Here is a 13,125-nt window from a genome sequence, read left to right as displayed (position 1 = left end):
TTGGGGACGCACATGGTCGAATCCGGCTCTTCATTTTCGGAACGTTTCGGTTACCGCGCACCTGACGCCGAGATCACTATTCGGGAAGATGCGCCCGAGGTGTTGCGCGTCGGCGTGACTCAGTTGGCATACGGGGCGGGCCTGAGTGCAAAAGGCCTTCGAGAGATCGTTTGCGCAGTGCTTCTGAAACGGCCCGATCCCAATAACTGGTCGCCGGAGAATGTCGCTCGCGAAGTCGATGACCTCGTTTCCGAGGCGCCGTGGTACGAGATTTACGATCTCGCGGAACGACTGCATGAGCAGATCGGACGCCAAGACTATTCGGGTACCCTCCAAACAGATTTCGCCCGCCGCTTGGATCGGCTTTTTCGCGAGCACGGAATCGGCTGGCAATTCGAAGACGGCCGCATCGTCGTACGAGGCTCCGAGGCATTCGCCCTAGCGACGCGAGATGCGGTTGAGACGATGCGCGTCGCGGGCACGCCGACAGCAGCGAACGAAGTGCATGAGGCGCTTCGCGACATATCCCGTCGTCCCGAGGCAGACGTCACCGGAGCCATCCAACACGCAATGGCGGCCTTGGAATGCGTGGCCCGAGAGATCGACAGCAGCAACGATACGCTTGGGAGCATCATCAATCGCCTTCCGCTGCCCGCGCCGCTTGACGGCGCGCTCCACCGGCTTTGGGGATTCGCGTCTCAACAAGGTCGCCACATCCAAGAGGGGCGAGCGCCGCTATTCGCGGAGGCCGAGCTGGTTGTCACCGTGGCATCGGCCGTGAGCGTCTATCTTCTCAGACACCGAGCGCGATCCCAATCGCCAATCATAGTTTGAGGGTAATATGCCTGGGTCGCCCTCGTCGCCGAGTTCGCTCCCCTTTTGGATTGTCCGCTTTCAAGTTTCTGTGGTCTGAAGCCGACGAGCCGCTTTCAACCCCATCTCCGATCATCGCACAGTTTCGTCCCGGATCAGAAGTCGACAGACCAGACCTGAACCCCATGGCGTTCGAACTGTGGTCGGCGTTCGTTGCCAGGGAACAGAGGAGACATGAAAAACACGTATCGATGCCGCTCCTGACGGCCTGCGAGTTTAGCCAGATCCGCTGCCAACTTGCCGTTGTTGCGCGGATTGACAGCGGCGAAGGTCTCGGCGCCGACATAGCCAACCTTCTGACTCATGATGTCGAGCTCAAGCGATGCATGTGCCCCAGGGGCGAGCCGGAGCCCGCCCACATCCGGATGCAATTCCAGCAACTGGCGGGCGGCCGCGAGGGCGACGGCGAAGCTCCATGTCTGGTTGATCTGCTCGATCAGATTAAGCGGTCGATCTTCAAGGGGGTGGAATCCGATCGGGTCGAACTTCATCCGCCGGAGAAGGGCGAGAGGATCACCCGATTGCGCTGCAATCCACTCCTGGTCCCGTGCCGCGGAGGCTCGCACGATCGCCATTAAATCATCGGCCTCTTCGGTGGTCCGGATGACGATATCTTTCGTCACTCCCGCATCACCTTTTCCCAAGTATGCGCGCAGTAGCTGCACAGACCAGGATAGTCGGGATTGTACTCGTGGACCGTGATATCGGCGCTGCAGCGGCTGCATTCACCAGCGACCGTTTCCTTACAGGAGAAGCAAACGCTAACCTCTCCGTTCTCAACATAAGCTTCTGCGCTGCATTCGGGGCAGGTCGCGATCGGTGACGAGTCACCGTTCTTGGCGGCATAGTAGGCGTCAATCTCGTAGCTGGCCGCCACGACCATTTCAGCAAGCTGCTGCTGATCGTATTCCTGGCCACACTGAAAACACTTGCCGTCGGCCGCTTCGGTCTTGGTATTGTCGCGATCGGTTTGGCCGATAAGCGACGAGCCACAGTTGCGGCACGACATGCCATCGAGATTTTGGACCTCACCAGGCCAGTTCAGGCGGAGGAGGCTGTCGACGCAGCTTTTCTGCATCCTGTTGAAGGCATTCGTCTCTTCTATGATCGTGTCCCAGACATCTGCCAATACGTCTTGAGGATCTTCCTTCAGCGTTTCCAGGAAGTCGATAATCATAGGGAATGAGGAGGCGATCGCCTCCTTCAGTGCACCAACGGGTTCGGCCAGGTGATAGTGTTCAAGATTGTTTCGAAACCGTTGCAGCTTTTCGATGTTTACGTCCGGCCATGATAATCCGAACCTCTTGAACCGGCTCTTGAGCTGGGCGAGATCCACGGTCGCATAGCCGACGACTTCGTGATCGACACCGCCGTCACCGTCGGGAACGGGCTCGAATTTCGCGCCAATGATCTCCATCGGATCGGCTTCGGGCGCGGCCCGGATGAGGCATTCTTTGCCCAGTAATAACAGGCCCGCGTAGTAGTTGCGCGCCGCACTTAGCATTCTTTCGTCCGTTCCTTCCCGGAAGTCTTCAATCCCGAGCACGATCGACGTCACTGCATTGTCAAATATGTCCGCCATGCCCCCGCCTACAGCCCCGCAGCTTTGATGATTCTACTCTAAACCGAATAAAACGAGGCGTCATCTCGACCAAAAAGCCGCCGAGTGTATGCGGGTCGTCCAATCTCCGCTTTTCGACATGGGCGCCCGAAACCTGTCTTACTATCGTCTCGGGGACCAGTCCTGCCAACAACAGAGCTAGTCAACGCCCCGCCGCACCGTCTCGGCCGAAAGCGAGCCTTGCTTCAATGGGCGCAGTAACTCCGCCTCCGCCTTGCTCAGCCACAGCCAGGCCGCCCAATCCTCCGGCCGCAGCACGACGATCTGTCGGTCATGGATCGGCTTCACGTCGGAACCGGGATCCGTCGTCAGCATGGCGAATGACGCCGGATGGTTGCCTTGCGTCTCGCGCCAGATGCCAGCGATCGCCATGAAGGGTGCCCCGTTCAGCGTGAAGCGGTGTTTGGTCTTCGGATATTTCGTGCCAGTGAACTCAAAGAAAGCCGAGGCGGGCACAAGGCAGCGATGGGTGTTCGAGAAATCGCGCCCCTCGGAGCGGAAGTTGAACACCGGGCCGCCCTTGGGCCGGTTCGACGGCAGGCCGAAATTCATCGGCTCCAGCTCGACCTGCCTGTCGTTCGCCGTCGCCCGTATCACCGGCCCCATCTGGTTGATGCGGATGTCATCCTGTTCGGGAAGGTCAAGTTCGCTCTGGCTGGTCGGTATCCCGAGCTCCAGCGCCTGCATCATCTTGCAGTATTCGACCCATTTCACATGCTGTTCATAGGCGTTGCACATGGAAGCCAAGATAGGGCGAAACCCTCATGATTTCGAGGATGCGGAAACAGGAGGGCCACATCCGTATTTGCGCTTTCACGGCTTTACGCTTTTGGGGGGAAAGCCTTCCCCCTGGTCGGCACTTCGTTGCCGACGCACCCCCTTCTGCGGGGAGACCCCCAGGCTGTGCAGAAACTCTCCCTGATGTCGCTGGGCTTGGATCTCGCCGGCTAGCGTTGGCGTGGCGCGACACAATTCAGCATCGTGCTACCTCGGGTTTGACAGAGTGAGCCCGATAGCTTTCGAAACCGCCTTACATCAACAGGCTAAGCGCAGCTCCACCCACGGCCGCCAGCAACACGACGACCCATGGCGGAGCTTTCCAGGCCATCAGCGCCACGAAACAAATCAAGGCCAGTGCGAAATCCGGCATGCCTCCGATCGCGCTGGTGAAGACAGGCGAATAAAGCGCAGCGCCGAGGATTCCGACGACTGCGGCATTGGCGCCCTGCATGGCCGACTGCGCCCACGTCTTACGGCGCAGTTGATCCCAGAAGGGCAACGCCCCGATCAGGATTAGGAAGCCCGGCAGGAAAAGTGCGACAAGAGCGATCGTCGCGCCGGCCACGCCGTTCGGCGCCGGTCCCATGACCGCTCCGAGCCAGGCGGCAAAGGTAAAGAGCGGTCCGGGGACCGCCTGCGCTGCGCCATAACCCGCAAGGAAGGCATCATCGGACACCCATCCTGGCGTGACCGTTTCAGCCTGTAACAGCGGCAACACGACATGTCCGCCACCAAAGACAAGCGAGCCGGCACGAAAGAAGCTGTCCGCCAGCGCCCATCCTTGCGCTTGCCCCGCTAGGACCGGCAGGCCAATCAGTAGGGCGACGAACAGCGCGAAGGCCATCAGTCCGGCTTTGCGTGAAACCGGCACAGGCAGATGCTCGCCAATCGTGACCTGTCCTTTGCCAAGAGCCAGCCCGGCAAGTGCGCCCAGCAGTATGGCCGCCATCATCCCGATCGCTCCCGGCGCCCAGGCAAGCAGAAGCACGGCCACGACCGCGATCGTGGCGCGCTCCTTATCGGGGCACAGGTTTTTTGCCATGCCCCACACGGCTTGCGCCACGATGGCGACGGCGACGATCTTGAGACCATGTAGGACGCCAAGCGCTAACGGGCTTTCCAGCCGCGTAGCCGTCATGGCAAGCGCAAGAAGGATCATGGCCGATGGCAGGGTGAAGGCGAGGAAAGCTGCGAACGCGCCGAGCCATCCCGCCCGCGTCAGACCAAGAGCAAAGCCGACCTGGCTGGAAGCCGGACCGGGCAGGAACTGGCACAGTGCCACCAAATCGGTATATGCGCTTTCGCTCAGCCATTTTCGCCGCGTCACCAGCTCGTCCCGGAAATAGCCCAGATGTGCGATCGGTCCACCGAAGGAGGTGAGCCCCAGCTTCAGGAATGCGCGGAATACCTCGGAGACGCTTCCTTGCGACTGTTGCCGGCTATGATCCATTCAAGGGACCTCGTTGGTTGGGGCATTCTTGCGAGCGATGACGTGCGATCGGCGCGGGATAGATTCTCAGGTTGCAGCCGTCAGATTGACCCGCTGCATCAGGGCCTCGCCGCTCTCCTTGCGCTCGGAATAGCGGTCGGTCAGGTAGGGTGAGACGTCGCGCGTCAGAAGCGTAAACTTCATCAGTTCCTCCATTACGTCGAGCACTCGATCATAATATGAAGACGGTTTCATCCGGCCCGCATCGTCGAACTCCTGAAAGGCCTTGGCGACGGAGGACTGGTTGGGGATCGTCACCATGCGCATCCAGCGGCCGAGCACACGCATCTGGTTGACGGCGTTGAAGCTCTGCGAGCCGCCGGAGACCTGCATCACCGCGAGTGTCCGGCCCTGCGTTGGCCTTACCGCGCCGACCGAAAGGGGAATCCAGTCGATCTGCGCCTTCATCACCGCGCTCATTGCGCCGTGCCGCTCCGGGCTGGTCCAGACCTGGCCTTCCGACCAGAGCGAGAGCTCTCGCAGTTCCTGCACTTTCGGATGCCTGACCTCGGCGCCGTCCGGCAATGGCAGGCCATGCGGATCGAAGATGCGTGTTTCCGCGCCAAAGTGTTTCAGCAGGCGCTCGGCCTCGAATGTCAGGAAACGGCTGTAGGATCGCTCGCGGAGCGAGCCATAAAGCAGCAGGATACGCGGCGGATGGGTAGAAGGGTGGGTTACGCGCAGCCGACCAAGGCTGGGAGTATCAACGCAGCCGGCATCAAGATTGGGAAGATCGTCCGGCATCAACGCTGCTCTTTCGCGAGTTCGGACACCTTGCCGCCACGCTCATACCAGCCTTTGGAGCGGTTCACGATCCAGACGACCGAGAGCATCACCGGCACTTCAATCAGCACCCCGACAACGGTGGCGAGCGCCGCACCCGAGTGAAAACCGAACAGGCTGATGGCGGCGGCAACCGCCAGTTCGAAGAAATTTGACGCGCCGATCAGCGCCGAGGGACCGGCAACGCAATGTTGTTCGCCGGCAAGCCGGTTGAGCAGATAGGCAAGGCCGGAGTTGAAATAGACCTGAATCAGGATCGGCACTGCCAGCAGGCCGATGATGGCCGGCTGCGCGATGATCTGCTCGCCCTGAAATCCGAACAGCAAAACAAGCGTCGCCAGCAAAGCGACGAGAGAAGCCGGGCCGAGCTTTGCAAGCAGCCGGTCAAGCGCTGCCTGCCCGCCACTTGTCAGCATCCGGCGACGGATGATCTGCGCGATGATGACGGGCATGACGATATAGAGGACGACCGACAGGACCAGCGTGCCCCACGGCACGGTGATGGCTGACAGGCCCAGCAGCAGGCCGACAATCGGCGCAAAGGCGACGACCATGATCGCGTCGTTGAGGGCGACCTGGCTCAATGTGAAATGCGGTTCACCCTTGGTCAGGTTCGACCAGACAAACACCATGGCCGTGCATGGCGCGGCTGCAAGGATGATGAGGCCGGCAATGTAACCGTCGATCTGGTCAGCAGGTAGATAGGGCCGGAACACCCAGCCGATGAACAACCAGCCCAGTAGCGCCATCGAGAACGGTTTTACCGCCCAGTTGATGAACAGCGTTACGCCGATGCCGCGCCAGTGGCGGCCGACCTCACCAAGCGCAGCGAAGTCGATCTTGAGAAGCATAGGGATGACCATCAGCCAGATCAGTACCGCCACCGGCAGGTTGACCTTGGCAATTTCCATCGCGCCGATGGCATGAAATGCGCCCGGCAGAAAATGGCCGAGCGCGATGCCGACGACAATGCACAGCGCGACCCAGAGGGTCAGGTAGCGTTCAAAGGTGGACATGCAATTCCCTCAGGCCGTTGCGACACGCTGGCCGTGTTCGTCGATCACGCGCTCGCCGTCTTCCTTGACGAACGCGCCGCGTTGCGGCGGCAGCAGGTCGAGCACGTCCTCGGACGGTCGGCAGAGCCGGACGCCCTTAGGGCTGACGACGATGGGTCGGTTGATCAGGATAGGATGCGCCATCATGGCATCGAGCAATTGCGCCTCGCTCAGAGCCGGGTCGCCAAGGCCAAGTTCGGCATAAGGCGTGCCTTTCTCACGGAGCAGCTCTCGCGCAGATATACCCATGCGCGCGATAAGCCGAGTCAGCATATCCCGAGATGGCGGCGTCTTCAGATATTCGATGACATGCGGCTCGACGCCCGCATTGCGGATCATCGCCAAGGTGTTGCGCGAAGTCCCGCAATCCGGGTTGTGATAGATGATGGCATCCATGGCTTGCCTCACGCCGCGCTGTTTCTGGGAGACGACGCGCCATCTGATTGGCCGATCTCGGTCAGCTTCGTGCGCAGCGACGCCTTGTCGAGACTAGCAACCGGCAGGGACGTGAACGCCGAGATGCGGTTCTTCATGTAGCGGAAGGCCGCAACGAAGGCGGCTTCCTTCTGGATATCCGGCCCATCGACGGCGGCAGGGTCTTCGATGCCCCAATGAGCTGTCATCGGCTGGCCAGGCCAGACAGGGCAGGTTTCGCCGGCGGCGTTGTCGCAGACGGTGAACACGAAATCCATAACAGGCGCATCAGGCCCAGCAAACTCTTCCCAACCCTTCGAGCGGAAGCCTTCAGAGGGGTAGTCGAAGCTCTTCAGCACCTTCAGCGCGAAGGGATTGACCGCCCCCTTGGGTTGCGACCCGGCAGAGAAGGCACGAAATCGGCCTTCGCCATCCTTGTTCAGGATGCTTTCCGCGAGGATTGAGCGCGCCGAATTGCCGGTGCAGAGGAACAGGACGTTGAAGATGCGGTCAGTCATGAGTGGCCTCCTTTGCGGTGAGGGTTTGCGGTGAGCAGCAAGGGGAAAAATCGGCGATCAGCGGCGCGCAGATCTCGGGTCGGCCGCCGCAGCAATCCTTGACGAGAAAGCTGGCAAGCGCGCGAACGGCGTCGAGCCTTGCCCGATAAATGATCGACCGGCTATGCCGCTCCGCCTCTATCAGGCTGGCGCGCGTCAGCGTCGCCAGATGTGTGGACATCGTATTGTGGGGGACATCTAACCTGCGGGCGATCTCGCCTGCGGGCAACCCGTCCGGCTCATGCTCCATCAGTAGACGGAACACGTCGAGTCGGGTCGGTTGCGCGAGCGCGGCGAAAGCGAGGATGGCATTATCTGATTCCATATGTCGAGACTAATCGACATATGGGCGAGAGTCTAGGCAGGGACGATCCGAAGTTTCCACCTGGTCGGGTAGCTGGACAGCGCCGCCGAACAGTGAGGACGGGAAGCCCAAGCGCGCTCAGTAGATATTGCTCGTATTACCAAGCATTTACTGGGGTTATTCACCTGCGGATGGTACACTTAATTATTTGCGGGACGGGGGCACGATGGGACGCTTTATTGAGGGATATGACCGGAGCCAGCCGTTACTGCTGCCCGCCTGTGTTGAAGATTACGTGTCGCAGGACTCTCTCGTCCGCGTCATTGATGCCTTCGTCGAAACCCTCGATCTCACGGCGCTCGGCTTCGAGCGCACCGTCTCTGCCCCGACAGGACGACCTGGCTATCACCCCGGCGACATGCTGCGGCTCTACATCTGGGGCTACCTGAACCAGTTGCGTTCATCGCGACAATTGGAGCGCGCCTGCCAGCGCGATCTGGAGGCCATCTGGCTGATGCGGCGCATGACCCCGGACTATCGGACCATTGCGGCGTTCCGGCACGACAACCCCGAAGCGATCGTCCGCACGGGGGCCGCATTCATCAGCTTCTGTCGCGAGAACGGCTTGGTCACTCCTGGCAAGGTGGCGCTGGACGGAACAAAGATGCGGGCGGTTGCCAGCGCGAAGAATATTGCAGGAGCGGATCGTCTGGCACGCGACATCGCTCATACCGAAACAGAAATCGCCTACTATCTCGACCGCCTCAACATAGCAGATCAACACTCGGCGGGCGCGCGCGATCAGACGGTCAATCGCGCTGCGTTTGCCAGCGCGATCGCGTCACTCGAACGCCGTAAGCAGCGCTTGGAAAAGCGGCAGGCCGAACTTGCTGAGCATGATACCAACGTCGTGGTCTTCGGAGAGCCGGATGCACGACCAATGGGATATGGTCGGGCGCCGAAGTTCCCGGCCTATAATCTCCAAAGTGTCGTCGATATCGAAAGCGGGCTGATCATTCACAACGATGTCGCCAACGAAGCCAACGACAGCCAGTTGCTGCATCCAATGGCGATAGCGGCAAAAGAAGTGCTCGACGTCGACCAGCTCGAAGTGCTGGCGGACGGAGGCTACTCGAACGCGCAGGAAGTCGCGCGTTGCGAACAGGACGGTGTCCGCGTGGCAGCGCCGATCAAGCGCGGGGCCATGAGCGCGCAATACTTCCGCCCCGTGCAATTCGTCCATGACGAGCAGACCGACACGATCCGCTGCCCTGCTGGTGAAACCATGTATCCCAAGGGCAAGCATACCCGAAATCGGGCGATCCGTTACAGAACGCCCGCCTGCCAGACTTGCCAGATCAAACAGCAGTGTACGCCGGGATATCAGCGCACCATTCACAGGCTCGTGGATCAGGGCGCGCTCGATCGGATGGAACGTCGGGTTCAGGAGAAACCTGATCTTATGACGATCCGGCGCTGCACGGTCGAGCATCCCTTCGGCACCATCAAGCGAATGTCTGGCGGAGGTCGCTTCCTGACCCGCGGTTTGCGGCGGGTGAAAGCCGAAGCTGCCCTCTCGGTCCTGGCATTCAACATTATCCGCGCTTCGAACGCCTTCGGAACCGGAGCGCTGATGTCGCGGGGCTGAGAACCCCGCTCTATTCGGTTTGCGTCATCGCGGCCGCATCGAGTCCTCGCTGAGTTTCTGCACAGCCTGCCCCGCAACGCCCCCTAGAGTGAAAGTGCGGACGGGGTTTACCGTGACGGGTTGAGGGCTGGGAGAGAGGCTTCCGGCGCCCGTCGCGGAGAACCGCGATGTCCAGACACGATCGCAGCGTTCGCGCCGGCTCGAGCCGGGCGAACCTCTACGACGAGATCACCAGCAAGATCATTGCCGAGCTGGAGGCCGGCCGGGTGCCGTGGGTGCAGCCCTGGGGCACGGCGGCCACCAAGGCACCGCTCGGCCTGCCGAAGAACGCCAGCACCGGCCGCGCCTACAGTGGCATCAACATCCTGATCCTCTGGGGCGCCGTCGTTCAGCATGGCTTCCCCGGACAGGGCTGGCTCACATTCCGACAGGCGCTGTCGCTCGGCGGCAATGTGCGCAAGGGCGAGCACGGCACCGCTGTCGTCTATGCCGACCGTTTCGTCCCCGAGGACGAGAAGCGCCGGGCGCGCGAGACCGGCGAGGAGGCACATGCCATTCCCTTCCTGAAGCGCTTTACGGTCTTCAACGTCGCGCAATGCGAAGGACTGCCCGATGACATCGTCACCGTTGCTCCGCCGCCGCCCGGCCTGATCGAGCCGAGGGTCGAAGCGCTCATCAAGGCGACCGGCGTCGATTTCCGTATCGGCGGCAATCGGGCATTTTACGTCCCGTCGCAGGACTATGTGACGGTCCCGCCGCCCCAGGCCTATTTCGAGCCGATCAACTGGCACCGTACGGCGCTGCACGAACTCGGTCACGCCAGCGGCCATCATAGCCGGCTCAACCGTGACCTGACCGGCTCGTTCGGTACGAAGAAATATGCCTTCGAAGAGCTGATAGCCGAGCAGATTTCAGCCTTCGCCTGCGCCGCGCTCGGCATCGTGCCGACCGTACGCCACGCCGACTATATCGGGAGCTGGCTCGACGTCATGCGCGAGGATTCCCGCGCCATCGTGCGCGCGGCCTCGCAGGCGAGCAAGGCGGCCGACTGGATCTTGTCCTTCGCCCCGGACGACGAACTGCACCCGGTGGACGCCGAGCCGCACAGGCGGGCGGCGTGATGCAGCGCGAGGGGCTGCGCGCGGCTCTCCGGCGCATGGAAGCAGCCTCGCCCAAAGCCGGCGCAATCTCGCGCTGGCCGAACACGCGGTGTCCCGCCGGGCCGACGCGGAGACGATCCGCGGGCGGCCGAAAGCGCGGCACTACCGTCGCGCGATGAGCCGGTGGAGCGGCGTGGACGAGGCGGAATACCGCCGCATTCTGGACGATCTGCTCAAGGCGGCCGGTCCCGATCTCGACCGGCTTCGCCGCAGGATCGTCCGGCAGGAAGCGGCGATCGAGGCGCTGCGGCGGAAATACCGGGTGAACGAGCCGCGGCCGTCGTTCCCCGTCCGTTGAGGGAAGCGCCCGCATCGACGTCGAGAGAGTGAGAGAGGGGATGGGGTTTTGTGACGGGTTGATAGCGGAGAGAGAGGCTCTCGGCGCCCGTCACGGAGTACCCCACCATGGCCCGAGCTGCCAAGAAGAAGCCCGCCCTCGCGATGATCGAGTTCTCGCGGTCGCGCGACATTCCCTTCAACCGCATCCATCTGTCGAGCGACAATGTTCGCGAAGTCGATGCCGATGCCGGCCTCGATGAACTTGAGTTCGATGTCGAGCGACGCGAGGACCTGATCCTCGGCATCAATGTGCGCGCCATTCTCGACGCCGACGGCAACGAGACCGGTGATTTCGAGACCCCGGCCGGCGGCCGGCGCCATCGCGTCATCGCCCGTTTGGTGGCAAAGGGCCGCTTCCCCGAGGACGGCTTGGTCCCCTGCCTCGTCAAGAAGGCTAACGCCAAGACCTCGGCCGTCGACGACTCGCTGGCCGAGAACACCTTCCGCGTCGCTCTTCACCCGCTCGACCAGTTCCGCGCGTTCAAGCGGATGGTGGATGGCGGAATGACCCATGAGGAGGTCGCCAGCGCCTACTTCACGACGACGCGCTATGTCGAGCAGCGCCTGGTGCTCGCCAAGGTCTCGCCCAAGCTGCACGAGGTCTATGCTGCGAACGGCATGACGCTCAGGATGCTGGAGGCGTTCACCGCCCATCCGGATCATGAACGCCAGGAGCAGGTGTGGGATGCCGTCCGGCAGTCCCACAACAATGAGCCTTGGCAGATCCGGGACATGCTCACCCAGACCGAGGTGCCCGCATCCGACAAGCGCGCGCGCTTCATCGGCCTCGACGCCTATCTGGCGGCGGGCGGCCCCGTCCTTCCGCGTTACTGGACTTCCCCTTCAAAAGTGGAGGGCTTCTGTTAGACAAAACTGACAGGAGACTTAGAATTGAAGCAGCGAGAATTTACAGAAGAGTTCAAACGCGAAGCCGTTCGGATTTTAACGACGAGTGGTCGAAGCATTTCGTCGGTTGCCGATGACCTCGGGATTGGTAAGTCAACGCTTGACCGTTGGCGGCGCAATTTTGCTGAGAAAGATCTGCTTTCTGGTCCGCATGAGGACATGAGCCAGGAGCTTGCCCGGCTTCGTAAAGAAAACGAGCTTCTACGCCAAGAACGAGATTTATTAAAAAAAGCGACGGCCTTCTTCGCTCGGGAGACAAGTCGATGAAATTTGCGTTCATCGACACGGAGAAGGCCCATATGTCTCTATCACGGCTATGTGCTTTCGCAGGCGTCAGCATCAGCGGCTATTATGCATGGAAGCATCGTTTGCCCAGTCGTCGTCAGCTTGATGACATGATTATTCTGGCTCACATTCGTAATCAGTTTGCACTGTCACGTGGAACCTATGGTAGCCCTCGAATGCATGTTGAACTGAATGAAGAATGCATTCGAGCAGGTCGTCACCGCACGGCGCGACTGATGCGTGAAAATGGTTTGAAAGCCCGGCAGAAAACGCGCTTCAAACGCACGACCGACAGCAATCATGGTGAGCCTGTCGCACCCAATCTTCTGGATCAGGACTTCACTTGTGACGGACCAGATCAGAAATGGGGTGTCGATATCAGTTACATATGGACCGCAGAAGGATGGCTGTATCTGGCAATCGTTGTCGATCTTTATTCTCGTCGCATCATTGGCTGGGAAGCGCGTGACCGAATGAAAAAGGACCTTGCTATCTGTGCTTTGAAGAAGGCCATTGCAATCCGGCAACCAAAGCCGGGTTTGATCCAGCATTCGGACAGGGGAAGCCAATATGCCAGTTATGAGTATCGTAAAATCCTCAAAGCGCACAGCATGCTTCCATCCATGAGCGGCAAAGGAAATTGTTACGATAATTCGATGGTGGAAACCGTCTTCAAAACGTTCAAGTCAGAACTGATATGGCGAACTGTGTTCTACACACGTAAGGATGCAATCAAAGCCATTGGCGAATACATTGACGGCTTCTATAATCCTGTGCGCAGACATTCTGCACTCGGGTATAAATCACCGATCCAGTTCGAGATGATAAAACGTAAACTAGTGACAGAACCTCTCCATTAAATCAGGGCAAGTCCATACCTCTTCGACGATGACGAGGAGGGCTGGCTCGAG

At 60.5% G+C, this 13,125-nt stretch carries 15 protein-coding genes; 6 read left to right on the top strand and 9 right to left on the bottom strand.

What is annotated here, in order from left to right; genetic code table 11:
* Positions 1-12 precede the first annotated feature (12 nt).
* Positions 13-834: an AbiJ-NTD4 domain-containing protein gene (locus tag V5F78_RS23005; RefSeq protein WP_064331691.1), complete on the top strand. Its 822-nt coding sequence runs from the start codon at positions 13-15 to the stop codon at positions 832-834.
* Positions 835-968: 134 nt separating this feature from the next.
* Here the strand turns inward: V5F78_RS23005 and V5F78_RS23000 are convergent, their stop codons facing one another.
* The 9 genes from V5F78_RS23000 to V5F78_RS22960 all read right to left on the bottom strand — a co-directional run bounded on the left by V5F78_RS23000 (position 969) and on the right by V5F78_RS22960 (position 7,897).
* On the bottom strand, positions 969-1,496 hold the full coding sequence (locus V5F78_RS23000; RefSeq protein WP_064331690.1) for a hypothetical protein: 528 nt from the start codon (positions 1,494-1,496) through the stop codon (positions 969-971).
* A complete protein-coding gene (locus V5F78_RS22995; RefSeq protein ID WP_064331689.1) occupies positions 1,493-2,455 on the bottom strand; it encodes a hypothetical protein in 963 nt (320 codons plus the stop codon). The genes V5F78_RS23000 and V5F78_RS22995 overlap by 4 nt, the downstream gene beginning before the upstream one ends.
* A gap of 177 nt (positions 2,456-2,632) precedes the next feature.
* On the bottom strand, positions 2,633-3,232 hold the full coding sequence (locus V5F78_RS22990; protein ID WP_064331688.1) for an SOS response-associated peptidase: 600 nt from the start codon (positions 3,230-3,232) through the stop codon (positions 2,633-2,635).
* Between the two features lie 292 nt (positions 3,233-3,524).
* Positions 3,525-4,724, bottom strand: a complete 1,200-nt coding sequence (gene chrA / locus V5F78_RS22985; RefSeq protein ID WP_064331686.1) for a chromate efflux transporter — start codon at positions 4,722-4,724, stop codon at positions 3,525-3,527.
* Between the two features lie 66 nt (positions 4,725-4,790).
* Positions 4,791-5,507 carry an arsenical resistance protein ArsH gene (arsH, locus tag V5F78_RS22980; RefSeq protein WP_064331685.1) on the bottom strand — a complete coding sequence of 239 codons (717 nt, stop codon included), beginning with the start codon at positions 5,505-5,507 and terminating at the stop codon, positions 4,791-4,793.
* Positions 5,507-6,562 (bottom strand): ACR3 family arsenite efflux transporter, encoded by a 1,056-nt coding sequence (gene arsB, locus V5F78_RS22975; protein ID WP_064331684.1) that lies wholly within the window; start codon positions 6,560-6,562, stop codon positions 5,507-5,509. Before arsB ends, arsH begins: the two co-directional genes overlap by 1 nt.
* Before the next feature lie 9 nt (positions 6,563-6,571).
* Complete coding sequence (gene arsC / locus V5F78_RS22970; protein WP_064331683.1) at positions 6,572-6,997, bottom strand: arsenate reductase (glutaredoxin); 426 nt, start codon at positions 6,995-6,997, stop codon at positions 6,572-6,574.
* Positions 6,998-7,005: 8 nt separating this feature from the next.
* Positions 7,006-7,533 (bottom strand): arsenate reductase ArsC, encoded by a 528-nt coding sequence (locus V5F78_RS22965; protein WP_064331682.1) that lies wholly within the window; start codon positions 7,531-7,533, stop codon positions 7,006-7,008.
* Positions 7,526-7,897 (bottom strand): ArsR/SmtB family transcription factor, encoded by a 372-nt coding sequence (locus V5F78_RS22960; RefSeq protein WP_046845536.1) that lies wholly within the window; start codon positions 7,895-7,897, stop codon positions 7,526-7,528. Before V5F78_RS22960 ends, V5F78_RS22965 begins: the two co-directional genes overlap by 8 nt.
* A gap of 205 nt (positions 7,898-8,102) precedes the next feature.
* On the opposite strand from V5F78_RS22960, the gene V5F78_RS22955 reads away from it, so the two are divergent.
* The 5 genes from V5F78_RS22955 to V5F78_RS22935 all read left to right on the top strand — a co-directional run bounded on the left by V5F78_RS22955 (position 8,103) and on the right by V5F78_RS22935 (position 13,074).
* Entirely contained in the window at positions 8,103-9,524 is a 1,422-nt protein-coding gene (locus V5F78_RS22955) for an IS1182 family transposase (protein ID WP_064331681.1), read from the top strand.
* A gap of 167 nt (positions 9,525-9,691) precedes the next feature.
* The gene (locus tag V5F78_RS22950; RefSeq protein ID WP_064331680.1) at positions 9,692-10,645 is read left to right on the top strand and encodes an ArdC family protein; all 954 of its coding nucleotides are present in this window, start codon (positions 9,692-9,694) and stop codon (positions 10,643-10,645) included.
* A gap of 172 nt (positions 10,646-10,817) precedes the next feature.
* Positions 10,818-10,982: a hypothetical protein gene (locus tag V5F78_RS22945; protein ID WP_245337324.1), complete on the top strand. Its 165-nt coding sequence runs from the start codon at positions 10,818-10,820 to the stop codon at positions 10,980-10,982.
* Positions 10,983-11,089: 107 nt separating this feature from the next.
* Positions 11,090-11,890: a ParB/RepB/Spo0J family partition protein gene (locus V5F78_RS22940; RefSeq protein WP_394069809.1), complete on the top strand. Its 801-nt coding sequence runs from the start codon at positions 11,090-11,092 to the stop codon at positions 11,888-11,890.
* Positions 11,891-11,914: 24 nt separating this feature from the next.
* Positions 11,915-13,074, top strand: a protein-coding gene (locus V5F78_RS22935; RefSeq protein WP_394069811.1) for an IS3 family transposase whose coding sequence is annotated in 2 segments (ribosomal slippage) — positions 11,915-12,176 and positions 12,176-13,074 — 1,161 coding nt in all. Because the reading frame shifts where the segments join, the coding sequence is not laid out codon by codon here.
* The last annotated feature ends 51 nt before the right edge of the window (positions 13,075-13,125 follow it).

The organism is Roseixanthobacter glucoisosaccharinicivorans (assembly GCF_043195095.2).
Classification (GTDB): domain Bacteria; phylum Pseudomonadota; class Alphaproteobacteria; order Rhizobiales; family Xanthobacteraceae; genus NCEH01.
The sequence above is the reverse complement of the archived record's forward strand: the minus strand, read 5'-3'. Positions and strand labels throughout refer to the sequence as shown.